At 70.8% G+C, this 21,225-nt stretch carries 14 protein-coding genes and 1 tRNA gene; 8 read left to right on the forward strand and 7 right to left on the reverse strand.

Going from position 1 to position 21,225, the window contains the following annotated elements; translation table 11 throughout:
- The first annotated feature begins 22 nt into the window (after positions 1-22).
- Positions 23-934, forward strand: coding sequence for an NAD(+) diphosphatase (nudC, locus tag ACUYTF_RS10265; RefSeq protein WP_434144133.1), 912 nt, complete (start codon positions 23-25; stop codon positions 932-934).
- Positions 927-2,603, forward strand: coding sequence for an ATP-dependent helicase (locus ACUYTF_RS10270; protein WP_449279723.1), 1,677 nt, complete (start codon positions 927-929; stop codon positions 2,601-2,603). The genes nudC and ACUYTF_RS10270 overlap by 8 nt, the downstream gene beginning before the upstream one ends.
- On the opposite strand, the gene ACUYTF_RS10275 is transcribed toward ACUYTF_RS10270, so the two are convergent.
- Positions 2,593-3,474 (reverse strand): hypothetical protein, encoded by an 882-nt coding sequence (locus tag ACUYTF_RS10275; protein ID WP_434144136.1) that lies wholly within the window; start codon positions 3,472-3,474, stop codon positions 2,593-2,595. The two genes, ACUYTF_RS10270 and ACUYTF_RS10275, sit on opposite strands and share 11 nt — an antisense overlap.
- Before the next feature lie 164 nt (positions 3,475-3,638).
- The gene (locus ACUYTF_RS10280) at positions 3,639-5,033 is read right to left on the reverse strand and encodes a zinc-dependent metalloprotease (RefSeq protein WP_434144137.1); all 1,395 of its coding nucleotides are present in this window, start codon (positions 5,031-5,033) and stop codon (positions 3,639-3,641) included.
- A gap of 150 nt (positions 5,034-5,183) precedes the next feature.
- On the opposite strand from ACUYTF_RS10280, the gene ACUYTF_RS10285 reads away from it, so the two are divergent.
- Both ACUYTF_RS10285 and ACUYTF_RS10290 read left to right on the forward strand, forming a co-directional pair.
- Complete coding sequence (locus ACUYTF_RS10285) at positions 5,184-6,323, forward strand: S16 family serine protease (protein WP_434144138.1); 1,140 nt, start codon at positions 5,184-5,186, stop codon at positions 6,321-6,323.
- Between the two features lie 115 nt (positions 6,324-6,438).
- Positions 6,439-9,435 carry a UPF0182 family protein gene (locus ACUYTF_RS10290; RefSeq protein ID WP_434144139.1) on the forward strand — a complete coding sequence of 999 codons (2,997 nt, stop codon included), beginning with the start codon at positions 6,439-6,441 and terminating at the stop codon, positions 9,433-9,435.
- A 131-nt stretch (positions 9,436-9,566) separates the two neighbouring features.
- On the opposite strand, the gene ACUYTF_RS10295 is transcribed toward ACUYTF_RS10290, so the two are convergent.
- Together ACUYTF_RS10295 and ACUYTF_RS10300 are read right to left on the reverse strand one after the other, a co-directional pair.
- Positions 9,567-10,136, reverse strand: a complete 570-nt coding sequence (locus tag ACUYTF_RS10295; protein WP_449279724.1) for a hypothetical protein — start codon at positions 10,134-10,136, stop codon at positions 9,567-9,569.
- Positions 10,137-10,458: 322 nt separating this feature from the next.
- Positions 10,459-10,532 (reverse strand) — tRNA-Met (locus tag ACUYTF_RS10300).
- 146 nt (positions 10,533-10,678) lie between these two features.
- Here ACUYTF_RS10300 and ACUYTF_RS10305 point away from each other — a divergent pair.
- The 3 genes from ACUYTF_RS10305 (at position 10,679) to ACUYTF_RS10315 (ending at position 17,191) form a co-directional block, all read left to right on the forward strand.
- Positions 10,679-13,051 carry a hypothetical protein gene (locus tag ACUYTF_RS10305; protein ID WP_449279725.1) on the forward strand — a complete coding sequence of 791 codons (2,373 nt, stop codon included), beginning with the start codon at positions 10,679-10,681 and terminating at the stop codon, positions 13,049-13,051.
- A gap of 51 nt (positions 13,052-13,102) precedes the next feature.
- Positions 13,103-14,689, forward strand: a complete 1,587-nt coding sequence (locus ACUYTF_RS10310) for a S1C family serine protease (protein WP_449279726.1) — start codon at positions 13,103-13,105, stop codon at positions 14,687-14,689.
- A 105-nt stretch (positions 14,690-14,794) separates the two neighbouring features.
- Positions 14,795-17,191 (forward strand): CDP-glycerol glycerophosphotransferase family protein, encoded by a 2,397-nt coding sequence (locus ACUYTF_RS10315; protein ID WP_449279727.1) that lies wholly within the window; start codon positions 14,795-14,797, stop codon positions 17,189-17,191.
- A gap of 23 nt (positions 17,192-17,214) precedes the next feature.
- On the opposite strand, the gene ACUYTF_RS10320 is transcribed toward ACUYTF_RS10315, so the two are convergent.
- The gene (locus ACUYTF_RS10320; protein ID WP_449279728.1) at positions 17,215-18,297 is read right to left on the reverse strand and encodes a glycosyltransferase family 2 protein; all 1,083 of its coding nucleotides are present in this window, start codon (positions 18,295-18,297) and stop codon (positions 17,215-17,217) included.
- Between the two features lie 98 nt (positions 18,298-18,395).
- Between ACUYTF_RS10320 and ACUYTF_RS10325 the strand changes: the two genes are divergently transcribed.
- Entirely contained in the window at positions 18,396-19,646 is a 1,251-nt protein-coding gene (locus ACUYTF_RS10325) for a CDP-glycerol glycerophosphotransferase family protein (protein ID WP_449279729.1), read from the forward strand.
- A 35-nt stretch (positions 19,647-19,681) separates the two neighbouring features.
- On the opposite strand, the gene ACUYTF_RS10330 is transcribed toward ACUYTF_RS10325, so the two are convergent.
- Together ACUYTF_RS10330 and ACUYTF_RS10335 are read right to left on the reverse strand one after the other, a co-directional pair.
- Positions 19,682-20,422 (reverse strand): ATP-binding cassette domain-containing protein, encoded by a 741-nt coding sequence (locus ACUYTF_RS10330; RefSeq protein ID WP_434144149.1) that lies wholly within the window; start codon positions 20,420-20,422, stop codon positions 19,682-19,684.
- Between the two features lies 1 nt (position 20,423).
- On the reverse strand, positions 20,424-21,212 hold the full coding sequence (locus tag ACUYTF_RS10335) for an ABC transporter permease (RefSeq protein WP_449279730.1): 789 nt from the start codon (positions 21,210-21,212) through the stop codon (positions 20,424-20,426).
- Between the last annotated feature and the right edge of the window lie 13 nt (positions 21,213-21,225).

Here is a 21,225-nt window from a genome sequence, read left to right on the forward strand (position 1 = left end):
CGATCGGATGGAGAAGAACCGGATGACAGTGGACGTGCCACCGTTCGCAAGTGGACTGCTCGACCGCGACGCGGCGACGCGGATGAGCGAGGACGGGCTGCTCGCGGCCTGGGCCGACCCGGCCGCCCGCGTGCTGCGGCTGCACGGTCTCGAGATCCCGGTCTTCGGCGACGGCGCGCACGGCCTCGGCCTGGTGCTCGCTGAGACCGACGGGCGGTACGCGCCGGCGCGCGAGGACGGCTCCATCGGGCACGTGTACCTCGGGCGCCGCGACGGTGCCCCGGTGTTCGCCGAACTCGCGGCGGAGACGACCGTGCTGCCCGATGGCGCCGAATGGATGCACCCCTTCCAGGCGGGCGCCCGGCTCTCGCAGATCGACCGCGAGCTCGTCGCGGTCGCCTCGGCGCTGCTGCGCTGGCACGAAGCAGCGGCGTTCTCGCCGCGCGACGGTGCCGCGACCCTCGCGGTGCAGGGCGGCTGGGCCAGGCACGACGCCAGCGGCAGCGAGTTCTTCCCGCGCACCGACCCGGCCGTCATCGTGCTCATCGAGCACGAGAACCGAGTGCTCCTCGGCTCGAACACGCTCTGGGAGACCGGACGATTCTCGCTGCTCGCCGGGTTCGTGGAGGCCGGCGAGTCCCTCGAACAGGCGGTGATCCGCGAGGTCTTCGAAGAGTCCGGTGTGCGGCTCGGCGCGGTCGAGTACCAGGCTTCTCAGCCCTGGCCGTTCCCGCGGTCGCTCATGATCGGCTTCAGAGCGCGGCTCGCACCGGGGGCCGATCCCGACGATCTCGTCCCCGACCCGACCGAGATCTCCGAGCTGCGCTGGTTCTCCCGCGACCAGGTGCGCACCCCCGACCCGGGCATCACGCTCCCGGCCGGTACCTCGATCGCCCGTTGGCTGCTCGATCGGTGGGTCGCAGAGGGTGACTGAGACCGAGGGGATCCTCGACGCGCTCGACCCCGAGCAGCGCGAGATCGCCGAGAGCCTGCGGGGGCCCGTGTCCGTGCTCGCGGGCGCGGGCACCGGCAAGACGCGCGCGATCACGCACCGCATCGCCCACGGCGTGCGCAGCGGCGTCTACGACCCGCAGCGCGTGCTCGCCGTCACGTTCACGAGGAAGGCCGCGGGGGAGCTGCAGGGGCGGCTGCGCGGCCTCGGCGCCGAGGGCGTGCGCGCCCAGACCTTCCACGGCGCGGCGCTCGCGCAGCTGAGCCACTTCTGGCCGCAGCTGGTCGGCGGTCTCGCGCCCAAGGTGCTGCCGGGCAAGGTCGCGACCGTCTCGCAGGCGGTCGAGGGCATGGGGCTGCGCCTCGGGTCGGAGGCGCTGCGCGATGTCGCGGCCGAGATCGAGTGGCGCAAGGTGTCGATGCTGAGCCTCGACGCGTACGCCGATGCGATCGATGCGCGCGCCATCCCGGTCGGGCTCACCGGCGAGCAGCTGGTCGATGTGCAGCGCCGGTACACGGAGCTGCTCGAGGAGCGCCGGCAGATCGACTTCGAGGATGTCATCGTGCTCGTCACCGGAATGCTCGAGACCGAGCCGCGGGCGGCGGTGCAGGTGCGGGAGCGCTACCGGTTCTTCACGGTCGACGAGTACCAGGACGTATCGCCGTTGCAGCACGCGCTGCTGCGGGCGTGGCTCGGCGACCGCGATGACGTCTGCGTGGTCGGCGATGCGAGCCAGACGATCTACTCGTTCACGGGGGCGTCGAGCTCGTACCTGCTGCGGTTCGGCGTCGAGTTTCCGCAGGCGCGCCAGATCAGGCTCGAACGCAACTACCGCTCGCGCGAGCCGATCGTGCGGGTCGCGAACCGGTTGATGCGCGACCGGCCCGGTGCGCTGCACCTGCGCGCGACCCGTGAGGAGCCGGGCGCGAAGCCGCAGTTCGAATGGTTCGCCACCGAGCAGGAGGAGGCCGCGGGGGTGGCGGAGTCGATCGCCGCGGCGATCTCCGCCGGCACTCCGGCCTCGGACATCGCGGTGCTCTACCGTACGAACTCGCAGTCCGCGCGCTTCGAGGAGCAGCTGCGCAGGCTCGGCATCGCGGTGCGGGTGCACGGGGCGCAGCGCTTCTTCGACCGCGCCGATGTGCGGCAGGCCGCCATGCTGATCCGCGGCGAATCGAAGGTCGCCGACGACCGTCCGCTGTTCCAGATCGTGAGCGACGCGCTGCGCGTGCTGGGCTGGACGGCGCAGGCGCCCGAGGGCGCCGCCGAACGCGACAAATGGGAGGCGCTCTCGGCGCTGCTCTCCCTCGTGGACGAGATGCCGACGGGCACGGGGATCGCGCAGTTCGCCGACGAGCTGACGGCGCGCCAGAAGGCGCAGCACGAGCCGACCCTCGACGCGGTCACGCTGAGCGCCGTCCATGCGGCGAAGGGGCTGGAATGGGCGCTGGTGCATCTCGTCGGGATGACGGAGGGGCTGCTGCCGATCGCCCATGCGCAGACCGAGGAGGATATCGCGGAGGAGCGCCGGCTCGCCTATGTCGCCTTCACGCGTGCGCGGGATGCGCTGCGCGTCTCCGGCGTCGCCGGTGGGGCCCGCACGCCGCGCGAGCCGTCCCGCTTCCTCTCGGAGTCGGGCATCATCGCCTGACGGGGGCGGCTTCGGCTGCGCCGGCCCCGCCTGAGGCGAAATCGGTTTCGATCGGGTCGCGGCAGCTGCACCCCGGGTGGGGCGGCACCGACTCCTCCCGTGCGGGGCCGACGGGCCGGCCGTGCACGACAGGGATCACCCAGCGGGTGCGCCGCGCCGCCGCCGCACCCGCCCGCCAGTCGCGGACCAGTCTCGAGATGTAGGCCGCCGCCGCTTCGCTCGCCGCGGCGGTCTCGCTGCGCGGGACCTTCCCGTGCAGCTGGATCGCGAGCACGGGGAGGGCCGGGTCGCGCGCGACGAGCCCGAGCGAGACGCAGCTGTGGCAGGGCGACCCGTCGGGCTCGACGATCGGCCCGATCTGCACGACGCGGTCGCTGAAGCGCAGGAGCAGGTGGGGCACGCCCATCGCCCGCCAGCGCTGGGCCCGTTCGAGCGGCTCGAGGTAGCGTTCGACGTGCACGACGAGATCGCACTTCTCGGCCCGGGCCTCGGCATCGACGTCGCAGTGCTCGAGCGCGCCGAGCACGGTGCGCAATCCGGGCGCCTCCCGGCCCTCATCGGAGACGACGAGGCGCAGGCGCGGCGGAGCGCCTTCCTGCGCGCCGCCGCCGCGCAGCGCGCGCTCGCGCCGCAGGGCCGGTCCGAGCGCGGACATGAGGTCGCGGTAATCGCGAGGTGAGACACCGCGCTTGCGCGCTTCCTCGCGCAGCTTGCGGGTCGGGATGCCGGTGCAGAGCGCGCCGAGGAGGCGCTGCACCGCAGCCGGCGGGCGCACGATACGTGCTGCAGCGCGCTCGAAGCCGATGCGCACGGTATCGGCGTCTTCCCAGCACAGCGGGAGGTCGGGGTCGATGCGGGTGATCTCGGTCATATCTCGAGTCTGCGCGAGAAAACCGATGTCCGTAGGTTATCCACAGCCGGATCCGAGAAATCCGCGATCCGCTCGGTCCGGTCGAGCTGTGGAGGAAGGTCGGCCCGGCCGCAGGCCCGCAGCGACGCCGCCGAACTGCGCTGCAGGTCGGCTACGCGGGCCGACTATGCGGTCCCGGACGAGCCGGGCGCCCCGTCCTCGCCGTCCTCGCCCTCGTGCGGCGGCAGTTCGCCGTCGAGCAGCTGCGCGAGCTGCGCGTCGAAGTCGTCGTCGCTCGACTGGGGCCCGGTGCCCGCGAGCCCGAGCCGCTCGAGCAGCCGCGCCGGGTGGTCGAGCTCCTCCGCGGTCGGCAGCAGGTCGGGATGCGCCCACAGGCCATCGCGGGTCGCCGCATCGCTGCGCTCGGCGACCAGCCGCCAGGCGGCCGCCGCATCGCGCAGCCGGCGCGGCCGCAGCTCGAGCCCGGCCAGCGCGCTGAGCGCGTGCTCCGCAGGGCCCCCCGCGGCGCGGCGCCGGCGCACCATCTCGGCGATGCCGTCCGCTCCCGGAAGGCGCTTCGCCGCATCGGCGGTGACGACGTCGACCCAGCCCTCGACGAGGGCCAGCATCGTCTCGAGCCGCGCATGGGCGGCCTGCTGCTCCTCCGTCTTCGGCGGGATCAGCGCACCGCCCGCGATGAGCTGCTGGATCTGCTCGGGGTGCGACGGGTCGATCTCGTGGGCCATCTCCTCGATACGATCGGTATCGATGCGGATGCCGCGCGCGAAATCGGTGATCGCTGTCACCAGGTGCAGACGCAGCCATTTGGCATGGCGGAACAGGCGGGCGTGGGCGAGTTCGCGCACCGCCAGGTACAGCGTCACCGCCTCGGCATCCTGGTCGAGGCCCTCGGCGAATGCGGCGACTCCGCCGGGGAGCAGCGCACCGCCCTCGCGGCCCTCGCCGGAGATCAGGGGGATGCCGATGTCGCCGGCCGAGACCACTTCGCCCGAGAGCTTGCCGACGACCGTGCCGAGCTGCACCGCGAAGAGCGCGCCGCCGACGCTGCGCAGCATCGGCGCGGCGCCCTGCAGCGCACCGCTGAACTCCTCGGGCATCTGGGTCTGCAGCGCGTCCATCAGCGCCCGACTGATCGATTCGGCGACCGGCTCGGCGAAGCTGATCCAGGTGTCGACCGTCTGCTGCACCCATTCGATGCGCGAGAGCGTGCGCGGCGAGTCGGCGGTCGCGCCGAGCTCAGTGACCTCGTCGAGCCAGAGCGTCGCTACGGGGAAAGCACGCATCGCAGGGGCGGGGTCGGCGCTCGTGCCGCCCGCGCCGGCGACATCGATCGCCGTGCGACGGGTGACCGACCAGTCGATGCCATCGCCCGGCCGCTGCATCGCGCCCTGCAGCGTGGAGAAGAGGCCCTGCAGCGTTGCCGGGTCGCCCGGAATCCCTGCGGCCTTCGCGAACTGCTCCGCATCGAGGCCGCCCTCGGGCATCCCCTGGCCCGACAGCATCTCCCGCAGAATGCGCTGCAGCTCTTCGAAATCGTCGCCGTTCTCGTTCGCGCCCATGCCGAAATCTCCTCGTCCTCGTCGCATCAACGGTACGGCACAGAGCCCGGTTCCACCTGCTAGATTGACCGCTGCAGCGCCAATTCCCATTGCGCCCACTGCGAACAGATGCCCGGGGCCCGAGCGCCCGATCCCTGTCGAGGAGCAGCAGTGCACGAATCCGAGCCCGCGCAGGGTCGCGAACGCGAACGGCGTCGATCGCGCGCGCTCCTCGTCACCGCGACCGCCGCGTGCGCCGTGCTGCTCACCGGAGTCATCCCCTCGCCCTACGCGATCGAACGGCCCGGCCCCACCGTGGACGTGCTCGGCAGCGTCGCGCTCGAGGGGGAGGAGCCGCGGCCGGTCATCGAGATCGACGGAGCGGCGCGCGAAGCCGAGCACGCCTCCGGGGCCGACGGCGCAGACGCGTCGGGCCGGGGATCGTTGCGCCTCCTGACCGTCTCCATCTCGGGCAGCCGCGAACGCCCGAAGAGCTGGCTGTCGCTGCTCCCCGGGCTCATCGACCCGGCGCAGGAGATCAAGCCGGTGGACGAGCTCTACCCCGAGGGGGTGAGCGAGAAAGCGCGCACCGAGCAGAACATGGTGCTCATGGAGAACTCCCAGGAGCAGGCGGCGGCCGCGGCCTTCGCCCATCTCGGGGAGGACGTGCCGGTGACGCTCACCGTCGCGGGCATCGCCGAGGGGAGCCCCGCCGAGGGCGTGCTCGAAGAGGGCGACGTGCTCGTCGAGGTCGCGGGGGAGTCGGACTTCGACTTCGCGCAGCTGCGCGAGAAGATCGTGGCGAACGGCGCGGACCGGCCACTCGCGCTCGCCGTCGAGCGCGACGGCGCCCGTGTCGATGTCGAACTGGTGCCGGGCGTGCCCGACGGCGGGGGAGAACCGATGATCGGGGCGGTGCTGCAGTCGGAGTACTCGCTGCCGCACGAGGTCGATATCGCGCTCGCCGATATCGGCGGCCCCAGCGCGGGCCTCGTCTTCGCCCTCGGCATCATCGACCTCATGTCGGCGGAGGCCCCGCTGGCGGGGATCGATGCCGCGGGCACCGGCACGATCGATGCCGCCGGCAACGTGGGTCCCATCGGCGGGCTCGAGCAGAAGATGTGGGCGGCCTCCCGGGCGGGCAGCCGCCTCTTCCTCATGCCGGTCGGCAACTGCGTCGACCTCCCCGAGCGCATTCCGGGCGAACTCGAGGTCGTGCCGGTAGCGACGCTCGAGGAGGCGGTCGCCGCGGTCGAGACGGTGGCGGAGGGCGGCACGCCCGCCGGTATCGAGGCCTGCGGCGCACCCTGATCGCAGGTCGCACCGAGCGTTCGCCGTCGGCGTGCGGAAGTTGTCAGTGGCGGCCGCTAGGCTGGTCGGGATCGCTTCGCAGTCGCGCGATCCCGCGCGAGGAAAGTAGAGGGACGTGACCGAGCAGAACGCTGCCCAGACGACGAATAGACGCCGGATGTCGCCATTGGCGATCACGATCGTGCTGGTCGTGATCCTCATCCTCGGCTTCCTCGGATTCGCCGCGGTGATGTCCGAGGTGCTCTGGTACCGCCAACTCGGCTTCCTGCCCGTGCTGACGACGCAGTGGATCGCCGCGGGCATCATGTTCCTCGTGGGCTTCCTCGGCATGGCCGTGCCCCTCTTCCTGTCGATCGATATCGCCTACCGCACGCGCCCGGTCTACGCGCGGCTCACGGCCCAGCTGGATCGGTACCAGGAGATCGTCGAACCGCTGCGCCGGGCGGTGAAGTGGCTGCTGCCCGCCGTCATCGGGCTCTTCGCCGGCTTCACGACCGCGGCGAGCTGGCAGCGCGTGCTGCTCTGGCTCAACAGCGCCCCCTCGGGCGAGAAGGATCCGCAGTTCGGCCTCGACGTCTCGTTCTACCTCTTCGATCTGCCCGTGCTCCAGGGCATCGCCGGCTTCGCCTCGGGCGTGGTGCTGATCTCGCTGATCGCGGGCGTCGGCACCAGCTACCTCTACGGCGGCATCGCGTTCTCGGGGCGCAATGTGCGCATCTCGAAGGCCACGCGCATCCAGACCGCGGTGCTCGCGGTCGTCTACCTGCTGCTGCAGGGCGGCAGCCTCTGGCTCGACCAGTACCGGGTGCTCAACGATCCGACCGGGCTCATGACCGGTGCCATGTTCCAGGACGTGCACGCGGTGATCCCGGGCAAGCAGATCCTCGCGGGCATCGGCGTGCTCGTCGCGCTGCTCTTCCTCATCACCGCCTTCACCGGCAAGTGGCGGCTGCCCGTGGTCGGCACCGCGCTGTTCCTCGTGTCGAGCATCGTGCTGGGCATCGGCTACCCGTGGTCGGTGCAGCAGTTCCAGGTCAAGCCCGATGAGAAGAGCCTCGAGGCCGACTACATCCAGCGCAATATCGACGCGACCCGCGCGGCCTACGGCATCGAAGACGTGAAGACCGAGCGCTACGACGCCGTCACCGACGCCGAGCCGGGCGCGCTGCGCAACGACGCAGTGACCACCGCGAACATCCGCATCATGGATCCCGAGATCATCTCGCGGACCTTCGCACAGCTCGAGCAGAGCAAGCAGTACTACAAGTTCCCGAACTCCCTGAACGTCGACCGCTACGAGATCGACGGCCAGGTCGAGGACACGGTGTCGGCCATCCGCGATATCGACATCTCGGGCCAGAACGGCTGGTACAACCGCACCCTCGTCTACACGCACGGCTACGGCCTCGTGGCGGCGTACGGCAACCAGCGTTCGCCGGGCGGCGAACCCGTCTTCCTCGAAAGCGGCATCCCGACCGCCGGCAAGCTCGGCGAGTTCGAGCCCCGCGTCTACTTCGGCATGAACTCGCCCGAGTACTCGATCGTGGGCGGCGACCGCAAGAAGTCGATCGAGATGGACTACCCGGCCGACGCCGAGAGCAACGCGGAGGCCGCGGCCGACGAGACCGCCGATTCGGCTCCGGCCGAGGAGACCCCGGCCGCCGACGAGCAGACCACGACCGAGGACTCGGGCGAGGGCAGTTCGCGCCAGAACCTCACCACGTTCTCGGGCGACGGCGGCCCCGAGCTGTCGAGCCTCTTCACGAAGCTCGTCTACGCGCTGAAGTTCCAGGACCTCGAGGTGCTGCTCTCCGGTGCGGTCGTCGACGGCTCGCAGATCCTCTACGACCGCAACCCCGTCGAGCGCGTGCAGAAGGTCGCCCCGTATCTGACGGTCGACTCTGCCCCGTACGCCTCGGTCGTCGACGGCAGACTCGTCTGGATCATCGACGGCTACACGACCTCCGCCGACTACCCGTACTCCGAGGTGCAGGACATGAACGCGCTGACGGTCGACGCCGATAACGAGCGCGTGAGCATCGCGCCGAAGCCGGTCAACTACATCCGCAACTCGGTGAAGGCGACCGTCGACGCGTACGACGGCTCGATCTCCCTGTACGCGTGGGACAGCGAGGATCCGCTGCTCAAGGCCTGGGACAAGGTGTTCCCGGGCATGCTGCAGGACGTCTCCGAGATGAGCGGCGACCTGCTCAGCCACGTGCGCTATCCGACCGACATGTTCAAGGTGCAGCGCGAGATGCTCGCCACGTACCACGTGACCGATCCCGGTGCGTACTATTCCGATGAGGACGCGTGGATCACCCCGTCGAACCCGGTCAGCCAGAGCAGCGATGGCGAGCAGGCGCCCGCGCAGCCGCCGTACTACCTGACGCTCGCAGCGGGGGCGAACGAGGAGCCCGAGTTCTCGATCTACTCCACCTACATCCCCGACGCCCGCGGCGAGGGCGCCCGAGACATCCTCACGGGATACCTCGCGGCGAATTCGAACGCCGGCAGCGAAGACGGCAAGGTGGCGGAGAGCTACGGCACGCTGAAGCTGCTCGAACTGCCGAAGGGCAACACTCTGCCCGGCCCCGGCCAGGTACAGAACAGCTTCAATACCGACCCCAAGGTCTCGACCGACCTCAACATCCTCGACCAGCGCGGCACCAAGGTGCTGAGCGGCAACCTGCTCACCCTGCCGGTGGGCGGCGGCCTGCTCTACGTGCAGCCCGTGTACATCGAGGCGTCGTCGGGCACCCGGTTCCCGCTGCTGCAGAAGGTGCTGGTCTCGTTCGGCGACGACATCGCGTTCGAGGACACGCTCGACGCCGCCCTCGACGAACTCTTCGGCGGCAACTCGGGCGCGAGCGCCGGTGACGGCGGGGTCGAGGACGCGCCTGCCGACGACGGCGGGGCCACGCCGCCCGAGGAGCCGTCGACCGGGGCGGGCTCCGGCGACAGCGGGGCGTCGCTGAAATCGACGCTGCAGGACATGCAGCAGGCGATCGAGGATCGCGACGCGGCGATGAAGGACGGCGACTGGGCCGCCTACGGCGAGGCCGATGCGCGCTTGCGCGCGGCGATCGAGGCGGCACTCGCCGCGGAGTAGCCCGCCGCGAGGGCAGGCACAGAGGCCGCTGTCCCGGAACGCGCAAGCGGACCGGGACAGCGGCCTCTGGCGTCGACGCACCCCGGAACCGATGATCGCCGCCGAGCGACCGCGTCGGCGGGCTTCTGCGTCTAGACGAGTTTCGGGAGCTGGATCGGCTCGGAGAACTTCATCGCATTGACGCTCTGACGGCATTCCGAGACGCGCGCGCCCGACGCCTGCGCGACGAGCGACACGAAGCCGTGCAGCACAGCTTCCGAGAACGGCGGGGTGCTCATGCGGAAGATCGCGTCGCCGTGCGCGTCGAGCAGCAGCACCGCGGCACCGCCGCCCTGGCCGAGCACCGTCGGGTAGAGCACGACGCCGTGCACCGATTCGAAGGGCACCGGGCGAGCCCCGGGCAGCGGAACGCGCATGGTGATGCCGGTGCCGGTGATGACGAATGCGCGCAGCGGCAGCACGGCCGCGGCGATGCCGAACACGATCGTGCCGACGATGCCGCACCCGTAGGCGAGCACCGTCAGGTTCGCGGGCACCGAGCCCAGCACCGCCATCACGAGCACGGCGATGCTCGCTGCGGCCATCACGATGCTGCCCGCCATCAGGGCCGTGGTGCGCCGCGGATTGCCGCGATACACGCCGGGAGGGAGCGGGGCGGCGGTATCCGCGGCTGAGATGGGGCGGTAGCTCAGGTTCTGCACGGGGCTCAGGCTACCAGCGAACCGAGAGGCCGTTCGGGAGCGACCTCTGCGACGTGATTTCGGTCGATGCAGCCGGATCGTCCACGTGGTCGCAATGCTCCTCCACATGGGGAAGCGTTGCATGGGTCGCAGGAGCCTCGGTCGCGGCGTGTCGGTGGCGTGTCACCGGCGTGTCGCGGGGCACCGGTTCGCGGGCCGTCGCCCGCATCTTCGGGTTGCCGTGCCGGTTCCGCGGGGGAGGCCGGGTGGTGTCCGGGGCGGAATGCAAAAGGCTCCTGATCAAGTTATCCCTGATCAGGAGCCTTTCTGTGTCGCATATCCGTTGCGGGGGCAGGATTTGAACCTACGACCTCCGGGTTATGAGCCCGGCGAGCTACCGAACTGCTCCACCCCGCGGCACAAGAAATAACTATACATGGCTTCCGGGTGCATGCCAAATCGGGGTGGAAACGGGGCTGTGGAAACCGCGGAACGCGACCCGCGGGGCTCCAGCAGCATGGGCGCTGCGGCGCAGACGGTGCCGCGGTGAGGAGTGAATGAAGATGATCTTGCACAGAGGGATCGCGCGGCGGCGCCTCTGCCCGAGCCGGGCGATCGCAGCACTCGCGGTGTTCGCCGTCATGCTCTGCGCGGCGGTGTTCGCGCACGGTGCACCGGCACAGGCGGCGGTGTCGCAGTACACCGTGAGCTTCGGCGGCTGGGTGGTCGGCGGGTTCGTGAGCTCGAACGGCCAGCTCGTCTACTGCGTCGAGCCCGGCGCGTTCGAGCCGAGCGGGCCGCAGCACCGCCCGGTCGAGGCGACGACGCTGCCCGGTTTCTCGGCGAATCAATCCGACGGGACGGGGTGGGACGGCTGGGTCGCCGGCACTCCGGTGAGCGGCGACGCCCTGCGACGGATGAACTGGCTGCTCACGACCTACGGGCAGACGGCGGACCCGGATATCGCCGCGGCCGTGCAGTTCGCGGTCTGGTTCCTCCGCGAGGACCCCGGTGCGAACGACTGGCTGGTGCACCATGTGCGCTGGGTGCAGGCCCACGGCGGTACCTGGCACACCGATCGGGCGTACGGCATGGTCGACGAGGCCTACGCGGCGGTGGCGGCCAGCATGGCCGAACCGGACGGCGCCGCGTTGTCGATCGCCCTGGGCGAGGAGTTCGCGACCGGAACGGTGGCGTACCCGGCGGGCACGACGCGCGTCGATATCGACGGAGCCGCATTCGATGGCGGCGCCCCGTCGATCGGCGTGGGGCCCGCTGCCGGCCTGGCGGCCTGGCGCGCTGTGCTCCACGAGGACGGCTGGGAGAGCGGGCGCACGGTGCGGACGTCCGGGGAATGGGTGCGCGAGGTGACGGAATGGCCGGCCGCCCTGATGCTGCACACCGCCGTCGTGCCGGGGCAGCAGGCGCTCGGTTCGATGGTCGGGCCGGTCACAGCGAACCGGCAGCTCGTGCTCGAGCCCGCGGAGATCCATATCGAATCGCAGTTCCACCCCGTGCTCGCGACTCAGGTCGAATCGCGCTTCGTGAGTCCCGACGCGGGAAGGTTCGCCGACCGCGTGACCTTCGCCGCGAGCGATGACTCGCCCGCGCCCTGGGCGGCGCGCGGTCTCGCCGGCGGGGCCGTCGAATACGCGCCCATCGCGGCGCAGGGCGTGCTCTACGGGCCGTTCGCAGACCCGATCGACACGTCGGACGCCGCGCCGGAGGGCGCCCCGGTCGCGGCCCGGGCGGAGATCATCGCGGACCGCGGCCCCGGAGAATACCTGGCGGTCGCGGACACCGCTCCGCGCGAGGCCGGCTACTACTCGTGGGTCTGGAGCATCGACGAGGCACTGCAGGCACCGGAGGTGCGCGCGGCGGCCCTGCTGCCCGAGGGGTACCGGTTCACCGACCGCTTCGGCCTCGCCGAGGAGGGGCAGATCGTTCCGATGTCTCTGCGGTGGAGCACGGCATTGGACGAACAGGAGCTGCCGCTCGACGACCTGGTGCTGCGCGATCGGATGGCGCTCTCCGTGCTCCAGGGATCGTGGCTGAACGATGCGCAGGGCGCCCCGCTTCCGATCGTGCTCAGGTTGACGGCCTACGCGATCGGCACGGAGCCCGAACGCCGGGCCGCGCCTTCCGAAGGAGCGGTCGAAGTCGCCCGCGAACTGGTGACCGTGTCGGCGCCCGGCGAGATCGAGGCGCCGCCCATACCCCTCCCGTTCGATACCCGCGGATGGGTGACCGTGCAGGCGTGCCTGTTCGCGGAAGACCAGAGCGAAGCCGTGCTCGGCCACGTCGAGGAGTGGTGCGACGACTTCGGAGTGCCGGAGGAGACGGCGCGGATCTCGGAACCGGAGGTGAGGACCGAGGCGCAGCCCGAAGCGACCGTCGGCGAGGCCTTCCACGACACCGCCATCATCGCAGGGAAAGTGCCCGCGGGGGCCGACCTCGGCTTCGTCTACTACCTCGAACCGCGCGCGGGTGCACCGAAATTCGACGCTTCCTGGAATCCGGTGACCGACGAAGAGGGGGCCGCCGCGACGTGGAGCGCCGCCGAGCTGGCCGCACTGTCCGAGGAGGAGCGGTGCCTCGCGCAGCCGGTCGCCGTGACGGCCCGCGTCGCGGTGCCGGGGCCGGGACGCGTCGATTCGCCATCGGTCCTCGCACGGTCGGCCGGGACGGGGTACTGGGTCGAAGACCTGGCGATGCCGCACCCGGAGACCGGCGAGTCCGTCGAACTGCACCGCGGGGCCTGCGGTGTCGCGAACGAACGCACCGTCGTCTCCGAGCGGATCGAGCCCCTGGCCTCCACCGGCGGCCTCGATTCGAGGCTGCTGCTGTTCGGCGCGGCGCCCGTCGCCGGCGCCGGCCTCATCGCACTGCTCGCGGCGCGCAGGCATATGCAGCGCCTGTCCAGTTCACGCAAATGAATTTCATAAGTTCGGTGGGCAGGCTGTTCTCAACGAGGAAGGGAACCGCCGATGAGCACCACCCCCGGACAGGAATCGTCCGCACCGAACCCGAACGACGGCAACCGCGCGGAGCAGGACTCGGGCGTTCAGCCCGAGTCCGCTTCGGCCGGTCTCACCCAGCCGACGGCACCGCTGCCCGACGCTTGGACCCCGGGCCAGCCGGTCGATCCGGCCGCTCCGAACCCGGCCGCTCCGAACCCGGCCGCTCCGCAGCCCGGCTCCGAGCAGACGTCCGCCGCCGTGCAGCATGCGAACCCGGCAGCGACGCAGCCGGAGTACGCGGCGCAGCAGGCCGGAACCGGTGCGGCGGCGGCCGCGCAGCCGCCCTACATCGCACCGCAGGCGAGCCCGGGCGGCTCCGCGAACCAGGCGCATCCGCGCAGCCGCTCGGGCATGCTGATCACCGGTCTCGCGCTCGGTGCGCTGATCGGCGGCGTGGTCGGCGGCGGCGTCTCGGCGATCGTCTCCTCGAACGTCGCGCAGCCGCAGGCGACCGTGCAGGGCGGCGGCACGCTCACCCTGAGCAACGGGGAGACCGCCACGAACATCTCGGGCGTCGCGGCCGTCGCGACGCCGAGCGTCGTCACGCTCGAGGTCGCGGGCGCCAACTCCGCGGGCTCCGGCTCGGGGGTCATCTACCGCGAAGACGGATACATCCTGACCAATGCGCACGTCGTCACGCTCGACGGAGCCGCCGGAACGGATGCGACCGTGCGGGTGAAGCTCAGCGACGGACGCATCCTCGACGGCGATATCGTCGGAGTCGACCCCTACGCCGATCTCGCCGTGGTCAAGATCGACGCCGATTCCCTGCCGGCGGTGAAGATCGCCGACTCCGACAAGCTCAACGTCGGCGACCTCACGGTCGCGATCGGTGCGCCGATGAATCTCGCCAACACCGTCACCAGCGGTGTGGTCAGCGCGGTCGACCGCGGTATCTCCGTCGGCAGCCCCCTCATCCCGCAGGATCCGGCGCAGGAGGACCAGTCCCAGGACAACGGGGACAACGGCTACGGCTTCCCGTGGGACTTCCGCTTCGGGGTGCCCGACGAGAACGGCGGCGAACAGCAGCAGCAGTCGGGCGGCACGGTCACGCTGCCCGTCATCCAGACCGATGCCTCGATCAATCCGGGCAACTCGGGCGGCGCCCTGCTCAACGGCAAGGGCGAGCTCATCGGCATCAACGTCGCGATCGCCTCGCCGACGAGCGCGAACGGCACTGCCGGCAGCGCCGGCCTCGGCTTCGCGATCCCCTCGAACCTCGCGACGCGCGTCGCCGATGCGCTCATCGACGGCGAGCAGCCCTCGCACGGCCTGCTCGGCGCCTCGATCGCCGATTCCAGCCAGGACACCGACGCCGACGTGAACCACGCCGGCGGGCTCATCGTCGACCTCGCGAAGGGCGGAGCCGCCGAGACCGCGGGGCTGAAGGTCGGCGATGTGGTCACCGCGATCGATGGGACCCCGGCGGCCGACGGCACCTCGGTCTCCGCGCTGGTGCGCATGCACGCCGGCGGGAGCGAGGTCAAGATCGACTACACGCGCGACGGCGTGTCGGGCGAGGCGACTGCCACGCTCGGCCAGCTCGAATGGTAGCGCGCCCGGTGCGCGGGTAGACGCGTGGCACGACGGCGGTGCGGCGACCCGAGGGTTCGCCGCACCGCCGTCGTGCTGTAAGCCGGGTGCCCTACAGTAGGTGCAATGAGCACCGGCGAGTCCAGCACGAAGAACAGCAGGTTCAAGAAGCTCTTCTCGCTTCTCGGCTACCTGCTCGCCTTCGTCTGCGCGGTGTTCGTGCCGCGCCGTGAGGGCAGGTGGGCGTTCGGCAGCTGGATCGGCGTCGGCGAAGGCGCCCTCGCCGTCGCGCGCGAGCTCCGGGACAGCGACCCCGACGCGCAGATCACCTGGATCGTCGCCGACGAGGCGGAGGCCGAGCGCGCGGCCGCGGAAGGATTCGCTACCGCGGTGCGCAGCAGCTGGGCCGGGTTCGTCGCGACGATCACCGCCCGGCAGATCGTGATCACCCACGGCTATCGGGATGTGAACCGCTTCGGCATCGCCGGGGCCTCGATCACGCATCTCGGCCACGGAGCCCCGATCAAGAACCTGCACCACCACATCGGTGCGATGACCGACGGCCCGGGCTTCATGAAGTCCGTGCTGCGCCGCGTGTACCGCATCGGCGCCGAGCGCGTCTCGCTCTACGTCGCCGGGTCGGTCACGGTCGCCGAGCGGCTGCGCGAGGCGAACCGCGTCGCGCCGGGCCGGGTGAGCGCCCTCGGCGACCCGCGCGACGACGTGCTGTGCGCCCAGGCGCGGCACCCGCATCTCGCAGCCGCCGCCCGTGCCGAGGTGCGGCGCCTGCTCGGCCTCGCCGAGGAGCGCATCGACCCGGGGGAGCGACCCGAATCGCTCGTGCTCTACGCGCCGACCTGGCGCGACGGCGAAGCGGATCCGGCGGTGCCGACCGCGGAAGAGGCCGAACTGATCCGCGCCGGCCTCGCGGCGCTCGGGGCCAGACTCGTCATCCGCTCGCATCCGATGGGCAGCGGAGCCTACGACGCCGTCTTCGGCGCCTCCGCCGAGGCGAGTCGGGTGCACGCCCTGCCCGCGAAGATCGCCCCGGACATCACTCCGTTGCTCGGCGCATTCGACGCGGTCATCACCGACTACTCGTCGATCGCGATCGACTACGCCCTGCTCGGTCGGCCGATCATCTGGTTCGCCCCCGACCTCGCGCACTACTCCGCGACGCGCGGGCTCTACGAACCGCTGGAGGTGACGGCCGCGGGGCGCGTGCTCGATTCGTGGAGCGCGACGTCGGATCGTCTGGGGGAGGTGCTGCGCCCCGGCGTGGCGGCCCGCGATGCTGCGAGCGAAGCGCGGTCGCTCGCAGCCCGGTTCCACGCGTACCCCGACGGCGGTGCCGCCGCGCGCGTGCTCGCCGAGATCCGCAGGCTCGCGCTCCCCGCGGAGCAGCGCGTCGACGCCGGCGTCTTCTTCGAGAGCTTCGAGGGCCGGCAGGCGGCCTGCAATCCGCTCGCGATCGATGCGGAGATCGTCGAGCGCTTCCCAGACCTGGTGCGCTACTGGAGCGTGACGAGCGAGCGCGTCGCAGTGCCCGCGGGCGCCGTGCCGCTGCTCGTCGGGGGCGCCGACTGGGTCGCGGCTCGAAAGCGAGCGCGCCTCCTCGTCGTGAACGACTGGCTCGGTTCGGGGTTCCGCCGCGGCCGCTCCCAGACCGTGCTGCAGACCTGGCACGGCACCATGCTCAAGCACCTCGCGCTCACCCGCCCGAACACCGGGCTGCAGACGCGCATCGCGACGCGGCGCGAGAGCCGCCGGTGGAGCCTGCTGCTCTCGCAGAACCCGCATTCGACCGCGCAGTTCGCTCGCAGCTACGCCTATCGCGGCGAGATTCTCGAAACCGGGTACCCCCGCGACGATCGTCTCGCGCGGGCGGTCGTGCCCGCGGTGGCGGCCGGGCACGGGCCCGAGCGCATCGACATCGTCGTGGAGGCGGCGCGCCGTGCGCTCGGCATCCCTCAAGGCGCCCGTGTGCTGGCGTACACGCCGACCTGGCGCGAAACGCGGCGCGGGGAGGCGAACGGGCTCGTCGACCTGCTCGACGTGCACGCGCTCGCCGAGGAGCTCGACGCGCCCGGTGATCCCTGGGTAGTCATCGTGCGCGGCCACAGTCGCACCCTCCGGTTCGGCCGCTACCTCGGCACCGATTCCCGCGTCATCGACGTGTCGCGGCACCCCGACATCAACGACGTCATCCTTGCGGCAGACCTGCTCGTCACCGACTACTCGTCGATCATGTTCGATGCCGCGGTCGCCGCGGTGCCGCTGGCGTTCTTCGTGCCCGATCTCCGCGACTACCGGGACCGCGAGCGCGGGTTCACCTTCGACTTCGCAGCGAGCGCGCCCGGGCCGCTGCTGACCACGCGCGCCGAGGTCGTCGCCGCGGCGCGGAACGGGGTGCCGTTCACCGCGGAGTACGCGCAGTGGCGCGAGCGCTTCACGCCGCACGACGACGGGTTCGCCGCCGCGCGGGTGGTCGATGCGCTCGTCGCGCGCGGCGCGCTCGGCTGACGCCCCGGGGCGTCTCCGGACGCTCAGATCCGCGAGCGGTCGACGACCTTTCCCTGGCCGAGGATGCGTCCGCCGCCGAACACGATGCCGCGCAGGAAGCCGGAGCCCCAGCTCACGTGCATGGTCATGAGCGTGGCCGCGGTGAGCAGACGGTCGAGGAATCCCTGCCGTTCGCCGAAGCTCTGCCGGCCGATGCGCAGCGTCGCATAGCCGATACCGAGCAGGTAGAGCGCGGCGGGCACGAGCAGCACCAGCCACCAGGACGCCCACGGCAGCACCCGTGCGATGAACAGCACCAGGGCGACGAGGCTCACGGCGAGGGCGATGACGAGGGTGCCCGGGGCGAAGAAGCGCCACGGATTCGCCCGACCGTATCGGCGCACGAGCACGGCGCGCCAGGTGCCGGTCGCGAAGAACTGCCGGGCGAGGTCGGCGAACGAGGAGCGCGGGCGGTACGTGACGCCGAGCACCGGTTCGAACCAGACGAGGTAGCCGGCGCGCCGGATGCGCAGATTGAGCTCCCAGTCCTCGCCGCGCAGGATCTCGGGGTCGTAGCCGCCGACCTCGTCGAGCGCTTCCCGGCGGAAGATGCCGAGGTAGGCCGATTCCGCCGGCCCCGGGGTGCCGTCGCCGTGATAGGCGCCGCCGCCGAGACCGAACGGGCTGTTGTAGCCGCGCGCGATCGCGCGCTGCACCGCCCCGTCTCCGGCGGCGCGCATGACACCGCCCACGTTCGCGGCGCCTTCGCGGCGGAGCGCTTCGATGCCGCGCGTCGTGTAGTCGGGCGTCAGCTCGGAGTGCGCATCGACCCGCACGATGACCGGGTGGCGGCTCGCCGCGACGGCGTGGTTCAGCCCGTGCGGAATGTCGCGCTCGGGGTTGGGGACGGTGCGTACCCGCGCGTCTTCGGCGGCGAGCGATGAGGCGATCTCGTCGCTGCGATCCCTGGACGGGCCGAGCGCGAGCACGATCTCCTTCTCACCCGCATAGTCCTGCGCGAGGATCGTGCGCACCGCGCGCTCCAGGAAATCCTCCTCGTTGAGCACGGGCATGACATAGCTCACTCCGGGAAGATCCGGCAGCTCGGGGAGGGGGGTGCGCGCCATGCCACGATCCTCCCACACGCCGCACCGGAAGCAGCCGGGAACGGCGCCGGAGCCGGTGCCTGAGGATACTCAGGGGGACCGCACGATATTCTCGAGGGATGCAGATCGTGAAAGATGCCAAGCGCGCGACCCGGCTGGTGAAGCGGGTACTGAAGGGTCGGCGGGCCTACGCCGAACTCATGCGGACGATCGAGCAGCGCGGGCCGCTCACTCCGGGCAAGTACCGCGTCGGCGTCTACTTCGCCGATAGCGACGTCAACATCTACCAGATGCGGCAATGGTACGCACCGCTCCAGGAGCTCTCGAAGACCCGCCCGGTGCTCGTCCTCGCGCGCAACGCCGCGGGCGCCCGGGCCCTCATGGACGAGAGCGGCCTCGATGTCGCCTTCGTGCGCAAAGTCACCGATATCGAAGACGTCGTCGAGCAGCAGCCGCTCGACGTGATCCTCTACGTGAACCAGAACACGCGCAACTTCCAGATGATGCGCTACGGCCATCGCTGGCACGTGTTCATCAATCACGGCGAGAGCGACAAGATGTACATGACCAGCAACCAGCACAAGGCGTACGACTACGCACTGGTCGCCGGCGACGCCGCACGCGCCCGGCTCTCGCAGGCGCTCTGGGACTTCGACGTCGAGACCCGCACCATCGCGATCGGCCGGCCGCAGACCGATCATCTGAGCGGCGAGCCGCCGTTCGCCCCCGACGGCCGCACCGTCGTGCTCTACGCGCCGACCTGGGAGGGCGACCGCCCGGCCGCCTACTACGGCTCGGTCGCGAGCCACGGCGAAGAACTCGTGCGGCGCCTGCTCGCCACCGGTCGGCACCGCGTCGTGTACCGGCCCCACCCGCGCAGCGGCGTTGTGAACTTCGACTTCGGCGCCGCCAATCAGCGCATCATCGCCATGATCGAAGAGGCCAACCGCGCCGACCCGTCGGCGCAGCACGTCTACGACACCGCCCCCGCGCTCGGCTGGCAGCTCAGCCTGCCCGACGTCGCGATCTGCGACATCTCCGCAATGGTGTACGACCGCCTCGCGACCGGCAAGCCGATCATGGTCACCCGACCCGTCGATCCCGAGGCCGAGATCGATACCGGCGGCTATCTGAGCGTCTGCGAATGGCTGCGGGCCGACGACACCTCCGACATCGCGAGCGTGCTCGACCGCGTCATCGGCGACGACGCCGCGCGCGAGCGCCTGGTCGAGTGGTCGAGCCGCTACTTCGGCGACACCGCACCCGGGGCGCCCACCGCGAGGTTCCACGCTGCCGTCGAGACGCTGCTCGCGCGCGCCGACCGGCATCGCGCAGCCGATGCGCGGCGCGGCGCGGCGAACGCAAGCTGACTCGAGCCGCCCCGGGCCTCGCCCGGGGCGCGCCGTCAGGCCGGGTGGTCGGCGTTGTACTGCTCGAGCACGGCGTCGATCGGGCCGTCGAGCACGAGCCTGCCGCTGTCGAGGTACAGCCCGCGCTCGCAGAAGCGCCGCAGATCGCGCTCGTTGTGCGAGACGAGGAAGAGGGTCTTTCCCTCGTCGAGCATCTCCTGGATGCGCTTGTAGCATTTCGCCCGGAACGCCTTGTCGCCGACGGCGAGCACCTCGTCGACGAGCAGTACGGGCTCGTCGAGCTGGGAGACGACGGCGAAGGCGACGCGCACCTTCATGCCGCTCGACAGGTGCTTGAACGGCGTGTCGATGACATCCGACGCTCCGGCGAAATCGATGATCGACTGGAACCGTTCGGAGATCTGCTTGCGGCTGAGGCCGTGCAGCGCCGAGGTCAGCATGACGTTGTCTCGCACGGTGAGGTCTCCCACGAAGCCGCCGGTGAGCTCGATGAGCGGGGCGACGCCGCCGAGCACCTCCACCCGGCCCTCATCGGGCAGCAGCACCCCTGCGACGAGTTTCAACAGGGTCGATTTGCCCTGGCCGTTGCGACCGACGACGCCGATGGCCTCGCCCGCCCGCACCGTGAATTCGACGTCGCGCAGCGCCCAGAATTCGCCCGGCATCGCCCGGCGCATCCGCCCGGCGAACAGGTCCTTGAAACTGCGGCGCGAGCCCCGGTTGCGCCGGAAGCGCACGCCGAGCCCCGAGGCGGTGATGATCGGTTCGTTGCTCACGTCACAGCTCCTTCAGCACGCCGCCCACCGAGCGGCGGAAGATGATGATGCCGCACACGAGCAGCAGTGCGGTGATGACCGCGCTCGAGCCGATCAGGCCCCAGTCGAGCTGGTCGGGGAAGAAGCCCGCGCGGAACAGCGAGAAGACGCCCGACAGCGGGTTGAGCCAGGCGAGCGGCGCCGCGAATTCCGGGAGGTCGCCCGCGCCGTAGATGACCGGCGACGCGTAGAAGAGCACGCGCAGCAGCAGTTTCATCGCGCGCTCGAAGTCCCGGAAGAAGACGGTGAGCGGTGCGACGATGAGGCCGATCGCCAGGATCAGCACCGCCAGCAGCAGCACGCCGAGGGGGAAGAGCACGAGCTGCCAGCCGACCGTCGCGCCCGAGGTGATGGCGAAGAGCACGAGCACCGGAATGCTGAGCAGGAACTCGACGCCCTTCGATGCGACGATCCGGCCGATCCAGATCCAGCGCGGCAGCGCGATCGACCGCACGAGCTTCACGTCGCGCAGGAAGGCGCGGGTCGAATCGCTGACCGCGCCGTTGAACCACACCCACGGCAGCATCGCGGTGAGCAGGAAGACGATGTACGGGGCTTCGCCGACCGTGCGCTGGAACACCTGGGTGAAGATGAACCAGTAGATCAGGCTCATGAGCAGCGGGTCGAGGATCGACCAGAGGTAGCCGAGCAGCGACGTCGAATAGCGCACCTTCAAGTCGCGTCGGGCCAGCAGCCACAGCGAAGACCAGGCGCTCGCGCGCCTCGGGGAGTGCTCGGTGGATGAAGTCACGGAATCTATTCTG

It is taken from the genome of Leucobacter sp. GX0328 (assembly GCF_053567315.1).

Coding starts and splice junctions, on each gene's coding strand:
- ACUYTF_RS10305 (WP_449279725.1), top strand. CDS start 10,679: ATGATCTTGCACAGAGGGATCGCGCGGCGGCGCCTCTGCCCGAGCCGG.
- ACUYTF_RS10315 (WP_449279727.1), top strand. CDS start 14,795: ATGAGCACCGGCGAGTCCAGCACGAAGAACAGCAGGTTCAAGAAGCTC.
- ACUYTF_RS10310 (WP_449279726.1), top strand. CDS start 13,103: ATGAGCACCACCCCCGGACAGGAATCGTCCGCACCGAACCCGAACGAC.
- ACUYTF_RS10320 (WP_449279728.1), bottom strand. CDS start 18,297: ATGGCGCGCACCCCCCTCCCCGAGCTGCCGGATCTTCCCGGAGTGAGC.
- ACUYTF_RS10325 (WP_449279729.1), top strand. CDS start 18,396: ATGCAGATCGTGAAAGATGCCAAGCGCGCGACCCGGCTGGTGAAGCGG.
- ACUYTF_RS10275 (WP_434144136.1), bottom strand. CDS start 3,474: ATGACCGAGATCACCCGCATCGACCCCGACCTCCCGCTGTGCTGGGAA.
- nudC (WP_434144133.1), top strand. CDS start 23: ATGACAGTGGACGTGCCACCGTTCGCAAGTGGACTGCTCGACCGCGAC.
- ACUYTF_RS10280 (WP_434144137.1), bottom strand. CDS start 5,033: ATGGGCGCGAACGAGAACGGCGACGATTTCGAAGAGCTGCAGCGCATT.